Source organism: Roseicella frigidaeris, assembly GCF_003258945.1.
Taxonomy (GTDB): Bacteria; Pseudomonadota; Alphaproteobacteria; order Acetobacterales; family Acetobacteraceae; genus Paracraurococcus; species Paracraurococcus frigidaeris.
The window spans coordinates 63,298-80,768 of record NZ_QLIX01000002.1 but is presented as its reverse complement, the minus strand read 5'-3'; the positions used below and the strand labels follow the sequence as shown (position 1 = coordinate 80,768).

Below are 17,471 nucleotides of genomic sequence, written 5' to 3'. Positions count from 1 at the left end.
GCATGCGGACCGTGGGCGAGGCCATCACGGTGCGGCCGGCGAGGCCGGCGGATGCCGCCGCCGCCAGCGCGGTGCTGCGCCGCTCCATCCAGCTTCTGTGCCGGGCGGATCATGGGGACGACCCGGCCGTGCTGGCCGCCTGGCTCGGCAACAAGACGCCGGCGCAGGTGGCGGGCTGGATCGCCTCGCCGCAGGGTTGCGTCCTGGTCGCGGAGATCGGCGGCAGGGTCTGCGGCGTCGGCTCGAGCGGCGGCGACGGCCGCATCGGCCTGAATTACGTGGCGCCGGAGGCACGCTTCCGCGGGGTCAGCACGGCGGTGCTGGCGGCCCTGGAGGCCTGGGCGCGGGCTCGCGGCCTCGCCCATTGCCGGCTGGAGAGCACGGCGACCGCCCGTCGCTTCTACCGGGCGCGCGGCTATGCCGAGGCCGGCCCGCTGCAGCGCCAGATGGGGGCTGTCGGCTACCCGATGGCCAAACCCATGTCGGTCTGCAAGCCGCCCGATCCGTAACCGGCGGAGCGGCCGAACGGGCGCCGCACCCATCGGCGCGAAGCCAAGCGGCCAGGGGCAAGGCCGGCGCGCCGGCGCATTGACGCGCCAGCGTCAATGCGCACCGGCATCACTGGTCAGTAGATGGGGAAGCGCTGGCAGAGGGCGAGGACGCGGGACTTCACGCTCTCCTCCACCGCCGAGTTCGCCGCCGCATCATTGGCGCGGGCGAGGCCGTCCAGCACCTCGCCGATCAACCGCCCCACCTCGCGGAACTCCGCCTCGCCGAAGCCCCGCGTCGTGCCGGCCGGGGTGCCGAGCCGCACGCCGGAGGTGACCATCGGCTTCTCCGGGTCGAAGGGGATGGCGTTCTTGTTGCAGGTCAGGTGGGCGCGGTTCAGCGCCGCCTCCGAGGCCTTGCCGGTGAGGCGCTTCGGCCGGAGATCGACCAGCAGCAGGTGGTTGTCGGTGCCACCGGTGACGAGGTCGAGCCCCTGCGCCCGCAGCTCGGCGGCCAGCGCCACGGCATTGGCGACCACGGCCCGGGCATAGGCGCGGAACTCCGGCTTCAGCGCCTCGCCGAAGGCGACGGCCTTGGCGGCGATCACATGCATCAGCGGGCCGCCCTGCAGCCCGGGGAAGACCGCGCTGTTGAACTTCTTCGCCAGCGCCTCGTCATTGGTGAGGATCATGCCGCCGCGCGGGCCCCGCAGTGTCTTGTGCGTCGTCGTGGTGGCGACATGCGCATGCGGGAAGGGCGAGGGATGCGCGCCGCCGGCGACGAGGCCGGCGAAATGCGCCATGTCCACCATGAAGATGGCGCCCACCTCGTCGGCGATGGCGCGGAAGCCGGCGAAGTCCCAGTGCCGGGCATAGGCGGAGCCGCCGGCGATGATCAGCTTCGGCCGGCTCTCGAGCGCGATGCGGCGGACCTCGGCCATGTCGATCCGCTGGTCCTCGCGGCGCACCGTATAGGGCACGGGGCGGAACCACTTGCCGGAGAGGTTGGCGGCCGAGCCATGGGTCAGGTGGCCGCCGGCGGCGAGGTCGAGGCCCATGAAGGCGTCGCCCGGCTGCAGCAGGGCGAGGAAGACCGCCTGGTTGGCCTGGGCGCCGCTATGCGGCTGCACATTGGCGAAGCCGCAGCCGAACAGCTTCGTCGCCCGCTCGATCGCCAGGGTCTCGGCGACGTCCACATATTCGCAGCCGCCATAGTAGCGGCGGCCCGGATAGCCTTCCGCATACTTGTTGGTCAGGACCGAGCCCTGGGCTTCCAGCACCGCGCGGGAGACGATGTTCTCCGAGGCGATCAGCTCGATGCCGTCCTGCTGCCGGCCAAGCTCCTGGCCGATGGCGGCCGCCAGCGCGGGATCGGCCTCCGCCAGGCCGGCGGAGAAGAAGCGGTCGGGGATGCGGTAGGCGGAGGTCTCGTTCATCGGTCGGCCCTGGAGGAATGGGTCAGGCGGCTGGCTGGTCGATCTTGGCGAGGCGGCGGGCATGCCGGCCGCCCTCGAAGCCCGTGCCGAGGAAGGTGCGCAGCGCGTCCAGCGCCACCTCGGCCCCGGTGGTGCGGGCCCCGAAGCAGGCGATGTTGGCGTCGTTATGCGCCCGCGTCAGCCGCGCCTCGGTGGTGTCGTGCAGCACCGCGGCACGGATGCCGGGATGCCGGTTGGCGGCGATCTGCACGCCGATGCCGGTGCCGCAGACGAGCACGCCGAAGGCGGCCTGCCCGGCCGCCACCGCCGCGGCGACCCGGTGCGCGAAATCCGGGTAGTCCACGCTCTCGGCGGAATTGGTCCCGACATCGACCAGCCGGTGCCCCGCCTTGGCCAGCGCCTCCTGCAGCACGGCTTTCAGCGGCAGGCCGGCATGGTCGCCGCCGATGGCGATGGTGAGCGGGGCAGTCGTCATGGCAGAGACCTATCACGCGTCTGGGGTGGGGGCGATGGGGAAACCCCCGCGGATGGGCGGGGAATTGGCACCGCCGGCGGGGAATGACCACGGCGCCCGGACGCGGGGCGGCCATGCGGCGCCGGCTCGCCGCGCCGATTGAGGAGCCTGCCCCGCTGTTCCATCGGCAGGCCCGGACCCGGGCGGCCGGAACGGCGGCGCACCGCCCGGCGGCGCGGCGGGCGCCTCGCCCCTTTCGCCCGGCGAGGGGAAGTGGCAGGACTGCGCCACCAGCGCCGCCCGCGGAGAGGAAGACCATGTCCAAGCCCGTCTGGACCAGCCCGGAGACCCTGGCCCTGCATGGCGGCAGCCATCGGGCCGACCCGACCACCGGCTCGGTCGCCGTGCCGATCCACCAGACCACCAGCTTCCAGTTCCAGGACACCGGCCATGCCGCCCGGCTCTTCGGGCTGCAGGAGCTCGGCAACATCTACACCCGCATCATGAACCCGACGCAGGATGCCTTCGAGACGCGCATCGCCGCGCTCGAGGGCGGCGTCGCGGCGCTCGCCGTCGCCTCCGGCCAGGCGGCCACCACCTTCTCGGTGCTGAACCTGACGACGCCGGGCGACAACATCGTCTCCTCCACCGACCTCTATGGCGGCACCTGGAACCTCTTCGCCAACACGCTGAGGAACATGGGAGTCGAGGTGCGCTTCGTGAGCCCCGAGGACCCGGAGGCCTTCGCCCGCGCGACCGATGCCCGCACCCGCGCCTATTACGCCGAGACGCTGCCCAACCCGAAGCTGCAGGTCTTCCCGATCGGCGAGGTGGCGGCGATTGGCCGCCGGCTCGGCGTGCCGCTGATCATGGACAACACCGCCGCCCCGATCCTCTGCCGGCCCTTCGAGCACGGCGCGGCGGTGGTGATGCACTCGACCACCAAATTCATCGGCGGCCATGGCACCAGCATCGGCGGCATCGTGGTCGATGGCGGCAATTTCGACTGGGAGGCGCATGCCGAGCGCTTCCCGACCCTGAACACGCCCGACCCCAGCTACCACGGCGCGGTCTGGACCCAGGCGGTGAAGCCGCTCGGGCCGATCGCCTACATCCTGCGCATGCGCACCTGCCTGCTGCGCGACCTCGGCGCCGCGACCACGCCGCTGAACGCCTTCCTGCACCTGCAGGGACTCGAGACGCTGCCGCTGCGCATGGAGCGGCACTGCGCCAACGCGCTGCGCGTCGCCGCCTGGCTGGCGGAGCAGCCCTCGGTCACCACGGTGATCCATCCGAGCCTGCAGACCGGCGAGGCGAAGCGCCGCGCCGATGCCTATCTGAAGGGCGGCTACGGCAGCCTGATGGGCTTCGAGCTGAAGGGCGGCGCCGAGGCGGGCGCGCGATTCATCGACGCGCTGAGGATGTTCTACCACGTGGCCAATATCGGCGATGCGCGCTCGCTGGCGATCCATCCGGCGACCACCACGCATTCCCAGCTCTCCGAGGACGAGCAGCGCTCGACCGGCGTGACGCCGGGCTATGTCCGCCTCTCCATCGGCATCGAGCATATCGACGACATCATCGCCGATCTCGACCAGGCGCTGAAGGCCGCGGCATGAGCATCGGCACGCCCGTGGGGCGCTTCCCCAACACCCGCATGCGCCGCAACCGGCGCGATGCCTGGACGCGCCGGCTGGTGGCGGAGACCGCGCTCTCCGTCGACGACCTGATCTGGCCGATCTTCATCCGCGAGGGCGAGGGGCAGACCACCGAGGTCGCCTCCATGCCGGGCGTCGTGCGGGTCTCGCTCGACCGGCTGGCCGGCCATGTCGAGCAGGCGGCCGCGCTCGGCATCCCGGCGATCGCCCTCTTCCCGATGACGCCGCCCGAGGCGAAGGATGCCGAGGGCACCGAGGCGCTGAACCCGGAGAACCTGATCTGCCGCGCCGCGCGGCTGCTGAAGCAGGAATTCCCCGAACTCGGCCTGGTCGGCGACGTCGCGCTCGATCCCTATACCGATCACGGCCATGACGGCGTGATCCGCGAGACCCGCGCCGGCGACTACGTGCACAACGACGACAGCCTCGCCATCCTGGTGCAGCAGGCGGTGAACCAGGCCGAGGCCGGCATCGACGTCATCGCGCCCTCGGACATGATGGACGGCCGCATCGGCGCGATCCGCGAGGCGCTCGACGCGCGCGGGCTGATCGACACGCGCATCATGTCCTACGCGGCGAAATACGCCTCGGCCTTCTACGGCCCGTTCCGCGATGCGGTCGGCAGCGGCCGCGCGCTCCGCGGCGACAAGAAGACCTACCAGATGGACCCGGCGAACACCGACGAGGCGCTGCGCGAGGTGGCGCTCGACCTCGCCGAGGGCGCCGACATGGTGATGGTCAAGCCGGGCATGCCCTATCTCGACATCGTCCGCCGCGTGAAGGACCGCTTCGGCGTGCCGACCTTCGCCTATCAGGTCAGCGGCGAATACGCGATGATCATGGCCGCCGTGCGCAACGGCTGGCTGGAGCATGAGCGCGCGATGCTGGAGAGCCTGCTCGGCTTCAAGCGTGCCGGCGCCAACGGCGTGCTGACCTATTTCGCCGTCGAGGCCGCGCGGCGGCTGCGCGCGGGCTGACCGCCAGCGCACACGGCGGCTTGACCTCACCCGTCCCGGCGCGTCTGATCGCGCCGGGACCGGGGGAGATCGACGCATGAACACGGACTGGCTGGGACTGGGGGGAAAGATCGCGGTCGTCACCGGCGCCGCCGGCGGCATGGGCCGCGCCATCTCCACATCCTTCGTCGAGGCGGGCTGCGCCGTCGCCCTGCTCGACCGCGACCTCGATGCGCTGAAGTCGCTCGAACGGCAGTTGCAGGAGATGGGCGGCCGCGTCACCGCGATTCCCTGCGACACCGGCAGCGAGGGCAGCATCGCCGATGCGGCGCTCGCCAGCGCCGACCGGATCGGCCCGGCCGACATCCTGGTGAACAATGCCGGCATCCTGCGGCCGGGCGCGCTGTCCAGCCTCTCGCTCGAGGAATGGAACACGCTGCTCAACGTGAACCTGACCGGCTACCTGCTCTGCGCCCAGGCCTTCCGCCACCAGATGATCGGCCGCGGCGGCGCCATGGTGCACATCGCCTCGATCGCCGCGAGCAACCCGCAGCCGCGCAGCGGCGCCTACAGCGCCTCGAAGGCGGCGGCCGTGATGCTGTCGCGCCAGCTCGCGCTGGAATGGGGGCCGGACGGCATCCGCAGCAACGTCGTCAGCCCCGGCTTCATCCGCACGCCGATGTCGGAGAGCTTCTACCAGCAGCCGGAGGTGAAGGAGCGCCGCGAGCAGATCCTGCCGACGCGCCGCATCGGCACGCCGCAGGACATCGCCGATGCGGTGATCTTCCTCGCCTGCCCGCGCAGCGCCTATGTCAACGGCGCCGAGATCCTGGTCGATGGCGGCCTCGACCAGGTGATGATGGAGCTGACGCCGCGGCCGGGATTCTGATTCCAGGCGCGCGAAGGCTTCCCCTTCGCGTCCCGCAGAGGCCGGGCGCCGCCTCCGGCCGCTCGGCGTCGCGCCACGCGGCCGCTCAGGCCGCCGCGTCGAAGGCGGCGACCGCCCTGCCCGCGGCAATGTCAGGCTCGTCCGCCAGCCCCTCGAAGAAGGCGAGCAGGGCGCGGACCGACAGCGCCTCGGGCCGCCGGTCGTAGAAGCCGCAATGGCCGCCGCCGGCGAGTTGCAGCGGCAGGATGGCCGGGCAGTCCTCCCAGGCGATCCGCGCCGCCGCCTCCGGCGGCAGGAAGGGATCGTCCGCGGCCGTCAGCAGCAGCACCGGCCGCCGGATCCGCGGCAGCACCGCGGCCGGGCGGTTCACCTCGCAGAACACCGCATAGGACGGGTAGCCGAAGCGCGGCGCGGTGACCCGCGATTCGAATTCCCGCAGCGAGCGCGCCGCCTGCGCCGCCTCGCGCAGGGCGGGCGGCAGGTCGCGCGCCGGCACGGCGAGCACCTCGCGCCGGTAGGCCGCCAGCAGCGCCCGGCCGAGCAGCGGCTGCGCGTCGATCGCCGCATGCGCCAGGTCCGGCTGCAGCGGCGGGCTGATCGCGGCGGCGCCGAGGAGGCGCGGCAGGCCCGGCGTCGCCGATAGCCGCCCGAGCAGCAGCAGCACCAGCGCCGCGCCGAGCGACCAGCCGGCGAGCAGCACCCCGGCATTCACCAGGGGCGGCGGCAGGCTGGCCAGCGCCGCGGCGAGGTCCTCGGACCGGCCGAGATGGACATGGCTGGTGCTGCGGTCGCGGCTGGCGGCGCTGCCGCGCAGGTTGAGCCGCAGCACAGGGAAGCCGCGGCGCAGCAGCGCCCCGACCGCCTCCCGCAGACAGGGATCGTCCTCGCCGCCGGCGAGCCCGTGCACCAGCACCGCGAGGGGCCGGCCTGGCCGCGCCGCCTCCGGCAGGTGCAGCGTCGCCGCCAGCGCATCGCCGTCCGGCAGCGGCAGCCAGAGCCGGTGCCCCTCGGCCAGCCGGGCGGGAAAGGGCCAGCGCAGGGCGCGCAGCGTCTGCAGGCGCCCTGTCAGCCAGGGCGGTCGGGGGTGGAACGGGAGCATGCGGCAGCAACGCGGCAGGCCGCCCGACGATCACGGCGGTCGCCCTCCTCAGGCGCCGGAGAGGAGGAAATCCACCAGCAGGTCGATCTGGGTCGCCTCCATCAGCGCCGGCGCATGGCCGCAGCCGGGGATCTCCCGCACCAGGACGCCCGGCCGCCGCCCCATGGCGCCCGCCGTGGCGGCAGGGAGGACATCGCTCTCGGCGCCGCGCAGCAGCAGCACGGGCGCGCCCACCCGCGACCAGATCGGCGACAGGTCGAGATCGCCGGGCGCGGCGTTGCGGGCGGCGACGGCGATCGCCGGGTCGTAATGCAGCGCCAGGCCCCCGCCGGGCCGATGGCGCGCCGAGGTCTCCGCCAGGTGCCGCCAGTCGGCATCGCTCAGGCAGCCGAAGGGGGCATGCACGGCGCGCAGATGCGCCTCCAGCCCGGCCAGGTCGGCGAAGGCCTCCTCCTGCCCGAGATAGGCGCCGATCCGGGTCAGCGCCTCCCCGGGCACGACGGCGCCGATGTCGTTCAGCACCAGGCGGCGGATCGGGTTGCCGGGCGTCGCCGCCACGGCCATGCCGCAGACGCCGCCGAGCGAGGTGCCGACCCAGTCCACCGGCCCGTCCAGCCGGGCGAGGAGATGCCCGAGCGCCGCCACATAGGTCGCCGGGACGTAGAGCGCGGGGTCGGGCAGCCAGTCGGAGGCGCCCCGCCCCGGCAGGTCCGGGCAGAGGACCCGCCGGCCGCGGGCGGCGAGCGCCGCCGCCAGCCGGTCGAAATCCCGTCCCGTCCGGGTCAGGCCATGCACGCAGAGGATGGGCGAGCCGTCCCGTGGCCCCCATTCCGTCCAGGCCAGGCCGAAAAATCCCTGCGGCAGCAGGTAGCGCAATCCTTCGCGGCGCATGCAAGGCCCCCGATCCGGTCCCGACGACGACCGCGCCCCCGCGGGCCAGCCATCGGGAGGATCGCTGGCGCCTGCCGGGCGCGCCGGAGCGGCGCCGCGGCAGGCCGGGTGCCGGCCTGCGGCAACGCAACCAGGACGTGTCCTCCCCGCCCCCGTGTCTACAGGCGGCGGCGCGGCGCGCAAAGCCGCGCCGCATCGCGGCAGGCCTGACATTCCCGCGGGACGCGGCGCCCCTGCCCCGTCCCGCGGCGCGCATGCGGCCTCAGGTGATGCCCTTGTGCCGGAGGCCGCTGATCTCCGCCTCGGTCATGCCGAGCAACCCGCCCAGCACCTCGTCCGTGTGCTGGCCGAGCACCGGCGGCGGGCTGCGGTAGCTCGGCGGCGTCGCCGAGAGCTTCACCGGGTTGGCGATGACCTTCACCGCCTCGCCGCTCGCGTGCTGCATCTCGACGACCATGTCGCGGGCCTGCACATGCGGGTCGGCGAAGACCTGCTCCAGCGTGTTGATCGGGCCGCAGCCGATCTTCAGCGCCTCCAGCGCCTCGATCCACTCGGCCGTGGTCCGGCCCTGCATCACCGGGGTCAGGGTGTCGGTCACCAGCTGGCGGTTCTGCACCCGCGAGGCATTGGTGGCGAAGCGCGGATCGGCCAGCAGCGCCTCCTGCCCGAAGGCCTTGCAGAAGCGCTCGAAGGTCGGGTCGTTGCCGACGGCGAGGATGATGTAGCCGTCCTTGGTCGGGAATTCCTGGTAGGGCGCGATGTTCGGATGCTGGTTGCCGAGCCGCGGCGGGTTCTGGCCCGTCGCCAGGTAGTTCATGCCCTGGTTGGCCAGCCAGGCGACATGGGTGTCGAGCATGCCGATATCGATCTGCTGCCCCTCCCCGGTCGCGTTGCGGTGGTTGAGCGCGGCGAGGATGCCGATGCAGCCATAGAGGCCGGCGAAGAGGTCGGCGACCGGCACGCCCACCTTCTGCGGCGAGCCCGCCGGCTCCCCGGTGAGGGACATGACGCCGCCCATGGCCTGGATCAGCGCGTCGTAGCCGGGCCGCGGGGCGTAGGGGCCGGTCTGGCCGAAGCCGGTGATGGAGCAGTAGATCAGCCGCGGGAAGCGGGCCTTCAACTGCTGGTAGCCGAGCCCGTATTTCGCCAGGGCGCCGACCTTGAAATTCTCCGCCAGGATGTCGCAGTGCTCGAGCAGCCGCAGGATCAGCGCCTGGCCCTCCGGCTTGGCGATGTCGACGGTGACCGACTTCTTGTTGCGGTTGACGCCGACGAAATAGGCGCTCTCCCGGGTGTTCGGGATGAAGGGCGGGGCGAAGCCGCGGGTGTCGTCCCCGGCCTCGGGCCGCTCGATCTTGATGATCTCGGCGCCGAGATCGCCCAGCATCTGCGTGCAGGTCGGGCCGGCGAGGACGCGGGTGAGGTCCAGCACGCGCAGGCCCTGCAGGGGCCCCGTGGCGCTGGTTGCGAAATCACTGCCTGGGCCGGTGGCGTGCTGCATGGTCATTCCTCTCCGGGTCGCAATCGTCTTTCGGGCGTCATCGCCCGAAGCGGGGCCGCCGAGACGCGTGGATCACGCGATCGAACAATGGTCCAGGGGCTGTCGGGCGGAGGGGGCCGCCCGGCGGGCTACATCCACCCCGGCACGATGAAGATCAGCCAGGCGAGCAGCGGCCCCGCCAGCACCACCAGGATGCTGTAGATCAGGAAGCGGCGGTAGACGCTGTCGCGCTCCTCGGGCTGGGCATTGGCGACCACCAGGGCGCCGTTGGTCGAGAAGGGCGAGACATCGACCACGGTCGAGGAGACCGCCAGCGCCGCGATCATGCCCGCCGTGCCGATCTCGCCGTGCTGCAGGAAGGGCACCGCCAGCGGGATGATGGCGCCGAGCACGCCGACCGAGGAGGCGAAGGCCGAGACCACGCCGCCGATGTAGCAGAGCAGCAGGGCGGCCAGCAGCGGCGCCCCCATCCCCGACACCCCCTGCCCGACGCTGTCGATGGCGCCCGATTTCTGCAGCACGCCGACATAGGTGACGACGCCGCCGACCAGCAGGATGGTGGACCAGCCGATCTTGTCCACCGCCCCCTTCTGCTCGGCCGGCGCCAGCAGGGTGAGGATGACCGCGACGGTCACCGCCACCAGGCCGACATTGAGGTTGAAGACCAGCGCGCCGACCGCGAGCGCCGCCAGCCCGGCCAGCGTCGCCAGCTGCTGCGGGTCGAGCCGCGCCGCCGCCGGATGCGCCGGCAGCGCGAGGCTGGCATCGGCCGAGGTGCCATGGCCGGACATCGGGATTCCGGCGGGCCCGTGCTCGTCGCCGGTCACGCCGTCGGCCGCGGCGCGCCGGTGCAGCAATTGCCGGCCGCCGAAGGCGAGGAAGACGCCGACGGCGCAGAGCAGGTTGTAGCCGAGGCTGGCCAGGAAGAGCGAGGTCTCGGAGACCGGCAGGCCGGAGCGGGCGACGATCTGGTTGGTGATGCCGCCATAGATGCTGATCGGCGAGAAGCCGCCGCCCTGGGCGCCATGGATCACCAGCAGCCCCATCAGCAGCGGGCTGATGCCGTAGGCCTTGGCGAATTGCAGGGCGATGGGCGCCAGGATGGCGCAGGCGGCGGGGGAGACGGCGCCGACCGCGGTCAGCGCCGCGGCGACCGCGAACATGATCCAGGGGATGGCGGCGATCCGCCCGCGCACGGCGCGGACCGCCTGGTGCACCAGCCAGTCGATGGTGCCGTTCTTCTGCGCGATGGCGAAGAGGTAGGTGATGCCGACCAGGGTGACGAAGAGGTCGCCGGGGAAGCCGCCGATGATCGCCGCCGAGGACATCCCGACGAAGAGCGTCCCGACCAGGAAGGCCATGGCGAGGGCCAGCGCGCCCATGTTGATGGGCAGGGCGGTCGCGACGACGAACATCACGACCAGCCCCAGGATGGAGGCCGTCTGCGGCGACATTGTTGACGCGTTTCCTTCCCCGAACGTCTCAACCCATCGGGTGGGGCCGGATCAGCCCGGCTTGCCGCCCGCCTTCTCCTCGCCGCCCAGCAGCCGCGACAGACCGTAGCGCGACCCACCCTGGGGGGCGGTGCGCGGCAGTTGCAGCAGCCCGTCGACGCCGGCCGAGCGCACCACCTGGCCGGAATGCACGAAGGCCTCGTGGTTCGCCTCGATCGCCTCCGGATCGTAGAGGTAGTTCACCATCACGCCATAGCTCTCGCGCATGCCGCGGGCGCTGGTGTTGCCGAGCCAGTTGACGCGCTCCAGCCGGGCGCCGTTGCCGAGATGGAAGCGCGCGACCGGGTCGATGGCCGCGCCGCCGCTGTTCGGCCGGGTGAGGTAGCCGGCGGCCAGCCGCAGCAGCGGCCGCCGCAACGCCTCAGCGCGCGCCGCATCCAGCCACCACTCGCCCTCGGTCATGGCCTTGAAGCCCTGCACCGGGTCCTCGCCGCCGAGCGCCGCCGCCTCCTCGGCGTTGAAGATCCCGCCCTCCGGCGGGCTGGCGAGCTGGCGGTCGAGCCAGCGGCGGAAGCCGGGCACCGGCGAGAGGGTGGCGAAGCGGCTGAGCTGCGGCAGCTCGCCCTTCAGCTCCTCGACCACCTGCTTGATGAGGAAATTGCCGAAGGAGATGCCGCGCAGCCCCTCCTGGCAGTTGGAGATGGAGTAGAAGATGGCGGTATCCGCCGATTTCGGGCTGGCGGGCCGCTGGTCGCGCGCCAGCAGCGGCTGCACCGCCTCGGCCATGCCGGCGACCAGCGCCACCTCGACGAAGATCAGCGGCTCGCCCGGCAGGGCGGGGTGGAAGAAGGCGAAGCAGCGCCGGTCCCCTTCCAGCCGCCGCCGCAGGTCGTCCCAGCCCTGGATCTCGTGCACCGCCTCGTAGCGGATCAGCTTCTCCAGCACCGCCGCCGGGGTCTGCCAGTCGATCCGGCGCAGCTCGAGGAAGCCCCGGTTGAACCAGGAGGCGAAGAGGTGGCGGAGGTCGCTGTCCAGCACCTTCAGCACCGGCTCGCCGCGCAGAAGGGCGGTGAGCTCCTCGCGCAGCTTCACCAGCGCCGCGGTGCCGCCCGGGGCGAGGTTCATGCGCCGCAGCAACTCCTGCCGCGGCGGCTCGGCGGCATCGGCGAGGCGCGCCGCCGTCTCGGTGCCCGGCTCGGCCAGCCAGGCCTCGGCCGCCTTGCGCAGCTTCGCCGGCTCCGGCGCGAAGCCCTCGGCGAGGAAGCGGAAGAAGGCCAGGCGGTCCTCGCCGGCCAGGGCGTTGAGGCTGTCGTGCAACTCCCGCGCGACGGCGGCGCCGGAGGCCTCGCCGCGCTCCGAAAGGATGGCGCGGGCCAGGCGCTGGGCGCGCTCCAGCGGCGGCAGGCCGGCCGAGGGCACGTCGGCATAGGCCCTGCCGCGATCGGCGATGCTCGACCAGAGCCGCTCCAGCCAGCCCCGCGTGCCGGAGAGGCCGGTGGGGGGCGAGACCTGCGTCGCGGTGTCCGGCATGGGGTCTCCCTGGGGCAGCGCCCCGGTGCTGGTATTCAGAAACTTTGTTTCATAGGATTTCAGTATGCACAAGGCCCGTGCATCGCCCCTAATGCATATCAACAATTCCCGTGGCGCCGGCCGGCCGCGGAGGGAAACGCCGCAGCCATGACGCGCCACCACCCCGACCCCGCGCCGGGCGCCGCCCCGGCGCCGGCCACGCTGAGCGAGGGGATCCGCACCGCGCTGGCCGAGGAGATCATCGCCGGCCGCCTGCCGCCCGGGGCCGAGATCGACGAGCAGCAGGCCGCCCTGCGCTTCGGCGCCTCCCGCACCCCGGTGCGCGAGGCCCTGCGCGAGCTGGCGGCGGCCGGGCTGGTCGAGATCGAGCCGCGGCGGGGGGTGCGCGTCGCGGCCCTGACGCTGGAGCGGCTCGGCGAGATGTTCGAGGTGATGGCCGAGACCGAGGCGATGTGCGCCCGCCTCGCCACCCACCGCATGACCGCGCCGGAGCGCTTCGCCCTGCAATCGCTGCACGAGCGCTCGGCCGCCGCCGCTGCCGCCGGGGAGGTGCCGGCCTATGACGCGCTGAACCGGGAATTCCATTCCGCCCTCTATCGCTGCACGCACAACCGCTTCCTCGTCGAGCATGTGCAGGCGCTGCGGCTGCGCCTCGCCCCCTTCCGCCGGGCGCAATTCCATGGCGAGGACCGGCTCCGCCGCTCCTTCGCCGAGCATGGCGCCGTGCTGCGGGCGGTGCTGCGCGGCGATGGCGAGGCGGCCGGGCAGGAGATGCGGGCGCATATGCTGACCGCCGGCGCGAGCCTGGCGAGCACGCTGCGCATGCCGGGCTGAGGCGGCGCGGCGCCGGCCGCCTTGCCCGGCCGCCTTGCCCTGCTTGGGCCCCGGCGTCATGGTCCCGCCGATTTCGGAGGCCACGCCCATGCTCGATCGCCCGCACCCGACCCCCGCCGCGCCCAGCCTCGACCCCTTCGCCCTGGCTAGGGCGCTGTCGGGCTTCCACTTCATCGATGGCGGCTACGTGCCCGGCCGCAACGGCCGCAGCTTCGCGGTGGTGAACCCGGCGACCGGCGAGGCGGTGGCGCACGCCGCCGAGGGCGATGCCGAGGATGTCGACGCCGCGGTGCAGAGCGCGGCGCGGGCGCAGAAGGCCTGGGCCAAGATGCCCGCCCGCAAGCGCGGCGCGCTGGTTCACCAATGCGCCGCGCTGCTGCGCGAGCACCAGGAGGAGCTGGCGCGGCTCATCGCCCTCGAGACCGGCAAGGCGCTGCGCACCGAGAGCCGGGTCGAGGCCGGCACCGTCGCCGACATCCTGGAGTTCTTCGGCGGCCTCGGCTCCGAGCTGAAGGGCGAGAGCGTGCCCTTCGCGCCGAACGTCCTCAGCGTGACGGTGCGCGAGCCGCTCGGCGTGGTCGGCGCCATCATCCCCTGGAACGTGCCGATGCTGCTGATGGCGCTGAAGGTGGCGCCGGCGCTGGTGGCCGGCAACACCGTGGTGGTCAAGAGCGCCGAGGAGGCGCCGCTCGCCGTGCTGCGCATCTGCGAGCTGATGAACCGCGTGCTGCCGCCGGGCTGCTTCAACATGCTCTCCGGCTTCGGGCGGGACTGCGGCGCGCCGCTGGTCGAGCACCCGAAGGTGCGCAAGGTCACCTTCACCGGCTCGGTCGAGACGGGGAAGATCGTGGCCCGGGCGGCGGCCGAGAAGCTGGTGCCGGTGACGCTCGAGCTCGGCGGCAAGTCGCCGATGATCGTCTTCCAGGATTGCGACTTCGAGAAGACGGTGAGCGGCGCCCTCACCTCCATGCGCTTCACCCGCCAGGGGCAGAGCTGCACCGCCGCCTCGCGCATCTATGTCGAGCGGCCGATCTTCGACCGCTTCGTCGCGGCGATGAAGGCCGCGGTGGATGCGATGGTGATGGGCGACCCGCTGGACGAGAAGACCGATATCGGCACCATCGTCTCCGAGGGCCAGCTCGAGAAGGTCCGCGCCTTCATCGAGGAGGGCCGCAACACGCCGGGCGCCGTCGCGCATGTCTGCAGCGCCATGCCGAAGGACCAGGGGCTGCGGAAGGGGCTGTTCATCCAGCCCGTGATCTTCACCGGCCTGCCGCGGGACAGCCGGCTGGTGCGCGAGGAGATCTTCGGCCCGGTCACCGTCATCGCGCCCTTCGACGAGGCCGAGGCGGTGCTGGAGGAGGCGAATGACAGCGAATACGGCCTCGCCGCCAGCCTCTGGACCAACAACCTGAAGGTCGGGCTGGACCTGGCGCACCGGCTGGAGGCCGGGTTGGTGCAGATCAACCAGAACCTCGTTGTCCAGGCCAACCTGTCCTATGGCGGGGTGAAGAGCAGCGGCCTCGGCAAGGAGGCCTCGCTCGAGGCGATGCTCGAGCATTTCACGCACAAGAAAACCATCATGGTGAACATGGGCTGAGGCCAGGCGGCCTCAGCCCAAAGGCGGGTGCCCGCCGCGTCCGCAGCATGGGGCGGATGCGGCGGAGCGGCTCTCAGCGCCGCGCCTCGGTGCCCCGGCGCAGCGGCTCCAGCCGCCGCTCCGGCTCGCGGCCGAGCCTGACGCAATCCTCGGCGGTCACCGGCGCGAGCTGCGGCTGGCGTTGCCGCAGCGGCGCCGCCTGGCGGCGGGCCGCGGCCTCGGCCCGCATCCAGCCCATGCGCCGTCGAAGGTCCCTGCCATCCATCCGATCATGCCTCCTTCTGGCTGCAGGCGGTCCCGAGGGACCGGGCCGGTCTTAACGCGCGAGCCGTCGGCTGGCTCCCGCCGGTTTAGGCCACGATCCGCTCACGCCGGTTCACGGACCATGGTCCGGCGCGGCGTTGGATCGCATGGGGCACGCCTTAGCCGCGAATCAGCGGGCAGCCCCCCTCGCGCAGCGGCCGCCAGGCCTCCTCCGGCGCGATCGAGGTGATGAGCTTGCAGTAGTCGTAGGGATGGCGCGCCTCCGCCTCCGGCTTGATCTGCCAGAGATACATGCGGTGCAGCGTCCGGCCATCCTCGCGGATGCGCACATCCGCATTGTACATGTCGTTGACCGGCATCGCCTTCATCGCCGCGGCGACGGCGTCGGCATCGGTGCCGCCGACCTCGCGCGCCGCCTTCAGCCAGTGCGTCACGCCGGTGTACATCGCCGCGTGCTGCAGCCCGGGCGGGGTCGTCATCCGCGCCATGTAGCGCTTCGCCCAGGCCCGGGTCGCGTCGTTCAGGTCCCAGTAGAAGCTGTCGGTCAGCACCATGCCCTCGCAGGTCTTCTGGCCGAGCGCGACGATGTCCGTGACCTGCACCAGCAGCGTGGCGATGCGCGCGCCGCCGCGCGTCAGGCCGAACTCCGCCGCCTGCTTGATGCAGTTCTGCAGGTCGATCCCGGCGAGCGCGAAGCCCACCACCTTGGCCCCCGAGGCGCGGGCCTGGATCAGGAAGCTGGAGAAATCGGCGTTGTTCAGCGGCGCCCGCACCGCGCCGAGCACCTTGCCGCCGGCGGCGCGGACGGCGGCCATGGTGTCGCGTTCCAGCGCATGGCCGAAGGCATAGTCGGAGGTGATGAAGTACCAGCTGTCGCCGCCCGAGCGGGTCAGCGCCGTGCCGGTGCCATGGGCCAGCGCATAGGTGTCGAAGCCGAAATGCATGCCATAGGGCGAGCACTTCGCCCCGGTCATGTCAGAGGTGGCGGGGCCGGTGATAATGTAGATCCGCTTCTTCTCGCGGCAGACCTCCTGGATGGCGAGGCCGGAGCTGCTGGCGGCGCCATCGGCCAGGACATCGACGCCGAGGCTGTCGATCCATTCCCGCGCCAGCGCCGCCGAGACATCGGCGCGGTTCTGCCCATCCGCCTGGCGGACGGTGATCGGCCGGCCGAGAAGGCTGCCGCCGAAATCCTGCACCGCCAGCTCCGCCGCCACCCGGTTGCCCGGCCCGCCGACATCGCGGAAGGGGCCGCTCATGTCGCTCAACAGCCCGATCTGCACCGGCCCCCGGGCCTGTGCCCGCAGCAGGCCGGGCCTGGCGAGGGGCAGCGCCGTGGCGCCCGCGAGCAGGGCGCGTCGTTCGATCCTGGACATGATGTTGGTTCCTCCGGGGCAGGACGATGCCCCAGGAGGCGGGCGGACCGAAACCCCAGGGGCCACCGCCCCGGCCTTGGCCGGAGCGGCCGTCGGGTTGAGGGGATCAGGCCAAAGGGATCAGGCCAGGGAGATCAGGCCAACAGCCAGTCCCGCAGCAGCGCCGTCACCAGGCCGGGCTCCTCCAGCGGCGGCAGGTGGCCGCAGCCGGGGATGCGGTGCAGCCGGGCGCCGGCGATCCCGGCGGCGATCTCCTCGGCCAGGGCCGGCGGCGTCAGCAGATCCGCCTCCCCCACCGCCACCAGCGTCGGCACCCGGATGCCGGGCAGGTCCGGGCGGCTGTCCGGCCGGCCGAGGATGGCCGCCTGCTGCCGCAGGAAGGCGTCCCGGCCGACCCGCTCGGCCATGGCCATGACCTCCTGCCCGACCGGGCCGGCCAGCCGATCCGGATGCACGAGCTGCGGCAGCAGCCGCGGCGTCACGCCGCGGAACTGGCCGGAGCGGGTGAGCGCCATCAGGCCGCGGCGGCGGCGCGCCTGCTGCGCATCGTCGGGCCGGGCGGAGGTGTCGAGCAGCGCCAGCCGGCTGACCCGCCCGGGCGCCTGGCGCAGGATCTCGAAGGCGAGGTAGCCGCCCATGGAGAGGCCGGCGAGCGCGAAGCGCGGCGGCGCGGCGGCCAGCGCCCGGGCCGCCATGGCGCCCAGGCTGTCATCCTGGAGCGTGTCGGCGATGCTGCAGGCGGCCAGGCCGGCGAGGCCGGCGACCTGGTCTCGCCAGAGCCTGGCATCGCAGAGCAGGCCGGGCAGGAGCAGCAGCGGAACGGCCTCGGGCATGGCCCCTCGCATACTGCCGGCCGGCCGGGGCGACAATCGCCCGCAACCGCCGCAGCGGCAATCGCCTGCAACGCTTGATTTCCCGCCCCCGAGAGCGCATATGGCGGCCGGACCTGGAACGGCGGCCCTGCAATTCGGCACGCCGGGCGTCGGTTTTCGGCCTTGCGCTGCAGCCTCTGTGCTGGCGGAAAGGCCGCCTTGCCGTCGC

General features: G+C 72.6%; 16 protein-coding genes. 6 read left to right on the top strand and 10 right to left on the bottom strand.

Annotated features, from left to right (window positions below; genetic code table 11):
* Positions 1–2 precede the first annotated feature (2 nt).
* The gene (locus DOO78_RS03260) at positions 3–509 is read left to right on the top strand and encodes a GNAT family N-acetyltransferase (protein ID WP_207802772.1); all 507 of its coding nucleotides are present in this window, start codon (positions 3–5) and stop codon (positions 507–509) included.
* 116 nt (positions 510–625) lie between these two features.
* Here the strand turns inward: DOO78_RS03260 and glyA are convergent, their stop codons facing one another.
* Together glyA and rpiB are read right to left on the bottom strand one after the other, a co-directional pair.
* The gene (glyA, locus tag DOO78_RS03255; RefSeq protein ID WP_111468307.1) at positions 626–1,924 is read right to left on the bottom strand and encodes a serine hydroxymethyltransferase; all 1,299 of its coding nucleotides are present in this window, start codon (positions 1,922–1,924) and stop codon (positions 626–628) included.
* A gap of 22 nt (positions 1,925–1,946) precedes the next feature.
* Positions 1,947–2,399, bottom strand: a complete 453-nt coding sequence (rpiB, locus tag DOO78_RS03250) for a ribose 5-phosphate isomerase B (RefSeq protein WP_111468306.1) — start codon at positions 2,397–2,399, stop codon at positions 1,947–1,949.
* Positions 2,400–2,695: 296 nt separating this feature from the next.
* Between rpiB and DOO78_RS03245 the strand changes: the two genes are divergently transcribed.
* The 3 genes from DOO78_RS03245 (at position 2,696) to DOO78_RS03235 (ending at position 5,881) form a co-directional block, all read left to right on the top strand.
* Positions 2,696–3,997: an O-acetylhomoserine aminocarboxypropyltransferase/cysteine synthase family protein gene (locus tag DOO78_RS03245; protein WP_111468305.1), complete on the top strand. Its 1,302-nt coding sequence runs from the start codon at positions 2,696–2,698 to the stop codon at positions 3,995–3,997.
* Positions 3,994–5,013, top strand: a complete 1,020-nt coding sequence (gene hemB / locus DOO78_RS03240; RefSeq protein WP_111468304.1) for a porphobilinogen synthase — start codon at positions 3,994–3,996, stop codon at positions 5,011–5,013. Before DOO78_RS03245 ends, hemB begins: the two co-directional genes overlap by 4 nt.
* Before the next feature lie 76 nt (positions 5,014–5,089).
* Entirely contained in the window at positions 5,090–5,881 is a 792-nt protein-coding gene (locus DOO78_RS03235) for an SDR family NAD(P)-dependent oxidoreductase (RefSeq protein WP_111468303.1), read from the top strand.
* An 85-nt stretch (positions 5,882–5,966) separates the two neighbouring features.
* Here the strand turns inward: DOO78_RS03235 and DOO78_RS03230 are convergent, their stop codons facing one another.
* The 5 genes from DOO78_RS03230 to DOO78_RS03210 form a co-directional block, all read right to left on the bottom strand.
* A complete protein-coding gene (locus DOO78_RS03230; protein WP_111468302.1) occupies positions 5,967–6,980 on the bottom strand; it encodes an alpha/beta fold hydrolase in 1,014 nt (337 codons plus the stop codon).
* A 48-nt stretch (positions 6,981–7,028) separates the two neighbouring features.
* Complete coding sequence (locus DOO78_RS03225) at positions 7,029–7,871, bottom strand: alpha/beta fold hydrolase (RefSeq protein ID WP_111468301.1); 843 nt, start codon at positions 7,869–7,871, stop codon at positions 7,029–7,031.
* Positions 7,872–8,133: 262 nt separating this feature from the next.
* Positions 8,134–9,378, bottom strand: coding sequence for a CaiB/BaiF CoA transferase family protein (locus DOO78_RS03220; RefSeq protein WP_243634331.1), 1,245 nt, complete (start codon positions 9,376–9,378; stop codon positions 8,134–8,136).
* 122 nt (positions 9,379–9,500) lie between these two features.
* Positions 9,501–10,826, bottom strand: coding sequence for an SLC13 family permease (locus tag DOO78_RS03215; RefSeq protein WP_111468300.1), 1,326 nt, complete (start codon positions 10,824–10,826; stop codon positions 9,501–9,503).
* Positions 10,827–10,877: 51 nt separating this feature from the next.
* A complete protein-coding gene (locus tag DOO78_RS03210) occupies positions 10,878–12,356 on the bottom strand; it encodes a malonyl-CoA decarboxylase (protein ID WP_111468299.1) in 1,479 nt (492 codons plus the stop codon).
* Between the two features lie 147 nt (positions 12,357–12,503).
* Between DOO78_RS03210 and DOO78_RS03205 the strand changes: the two genes are divergently transcribed.
* Together DOO78_RS03205 and DOO78_RS03200 are read left to right on the top strand one after the other, a co-directional pair.
* Complete coding sequence (locus DOO78_RS03205; RefSeq protein ID WP_111468298.1) at positions 12,504–13,190, top strand: GntR family transcriptional regulator; 687 nt, start codon at positions 12,504–12,506, stop codon at positions 13,188–13,190.
* Positions 13,191–13,278: 88 nt separating this feature from the next.
* Positions 13,279–14,790: an aldehyde dehydrogenase family protein gene (locus DOO78_RS03200; RefSeq protein ID WP_111468297.1), complete on the top strand. Its 1,512-nt coding sequence runs from the start codon at positions 13,279–13,281 to the stop codon at positions 14,788–14,790.
* Positions 14,791–14,863: 73 nt separating this feature from the next.
* On the opposite strand, the gene DOO78_RS27040 is transcribed toward DOO78_RS03200, so the two are convergent.
* From DOO78_RS27040 to DOO78_RS03190, 3 genes are all read right to left on the bottom strand, one after another.
* Positions 14,864–15,055 (bottom strand): hypothetical protein, encoded by a 192-nt coding sequence (locus DOO78_RS27040; protein ID WP_128079992.1) that lies wholly within the window; start codon positions 15,053–15,055, stop codon positions 14,864–14,866.
* Positions 15,056–15,212: 157 nt separating this feature from the next.
* Complete coding sequence (locus DOO78_RS03195) at positions 15,213–16,430, bottom strand: ABC transporter substrate-binding protein (protein WP_111468296.1); 1,218 nt, start codon at positions 16,428–16,430, stop codon at positions 15,213–15,215.
* A 134-nt stretch (positions 16,431–16,564) separates the two neighbouring features.
* Positions 16,565–17,263 (bottom strand): alpha/beta fold hydrolase, encoded by a 699-nt coding sequence (locus tag DOO78_RS03190; protein ID WP_111468295.1) that lies wholly within the window; start codon positions 17,261–17,263, stop codon positions 16,565–16,567.
* Positions 17,264–17,471: the final 208 nt, after the last annotated feature.

Bases quoted from the DNA above. Each gene is read 5' to 3' on its own strand.
- DOO78_RS03260 (WP_207802772.1), top strand. From the start codon at position 3: ATGCGGACCGTGGGCGAGGCCATCACGGTGCGGCCGGCGAGGCCGGCG.
- glyA (WP_111468307.1), bottom strand. From the start codon at position 1,924: ATGAACGAGACCTCCGCCTACCGCATCCCCGACCGCTTCTTCTCCGCC.
- rpiB (WP_111468306.1), bottom strand. From the start codon at position 2,399: ATGACGACTGCCCCGCTCACCATCGCCATCGGCGGCGACCATGCCGGC.
- DOO78_RS03245 (WP_111468305.1), top strand. From the start codon at position 2,696: ATGTCCAAGCCCGTCTGGACCAGCCCGGAGACCCTGGCCCTGCATGGC.
- hemB (WP_111468304.1), top strand. From the start codon at position 3,994: ATGAGCATCGGCACGCCCGTGGGGCGCTTCCCCAACACCCGCATGCGC.
- DOO78_RS03235 (WP_111468303.1), top strand. From the start codon at position 5,090: ATGAACACGGACTGGCTGGGACTGGGGGGAAAGATCGCGGTCGTCACC.
- DOO78_RS03230 (WP_111468302.1), bottom strand. From the start codon at position 6,980: ATGCTCCCGTTCCACCCCCGACCGCCCTGGCTGACAGGGCGCCTGCAG.
- DOO78_RS03225 (WP_111468301.1), bottom strand. From the start codon at position 7,871: ATGCGCCGCGAAGGATTGCGCTACCTGCTGCCGCAGGGATTTTTCGGC.
- DOO78_RS03220 (WP_243634331.1), bottom strand. From the start codon at position 9,378: ATGACCATGCAGCACGCCACCGGCCCAGGCAGTGATTTCGCAACCAGC.
- DOO78_RS03215 (WP_111468300.1), bottom strand. From the start codon at position 10,826: ATGTCGCCGCAGACGGCCTCCATCCTGGGGCTGGTCGTGATGTTCGTC.
- DOO78_RS03210 (WP_111468299.1), bottom strand. From the start codon at position 12,356: ATGCCGGACACCGCGACGCAGGTCTCGCCCCCCACCGGCCTCTCCGGC.
- DOO78_RS03205 (WP_111468298.1), top strand. From the start codon at position 12,504: ATGACGCGCCACCACCCCGACCCCGCGCCGGGCGCCGCCCCGGCGCCG.
- DOO78_RS03200 (WP_111468297.1), top strand. From the start codon at position 13,279: ATGCTCGATCGCCCGCACCCGACCCCCGCCGCGCCCAGCCTCGACCCC.
- DOO78_RS27040 (WP_128079992.1), bottom strand. From the start codon at position 15,055: ATGGATGGCAGGGACCTTCGACGGCGCATGGGCTGGATGCGGGCCGAG.
- DOO78_RS03195 (WP_111468296.1), bottom strand. From the start codon at position 16,430: ATGTCCAGGATCGAACGACGCGCCCTGCTCGCGGGCGCCACGGCGCTG.
- DOO78_RS03190 (WP_111468295.1), bottom strand. From the start codon at position 17,263: ATGCCCGAGGCCGTTCCGCTGCTGCTCCTGCCCGGCCTGCTCTGCGAT.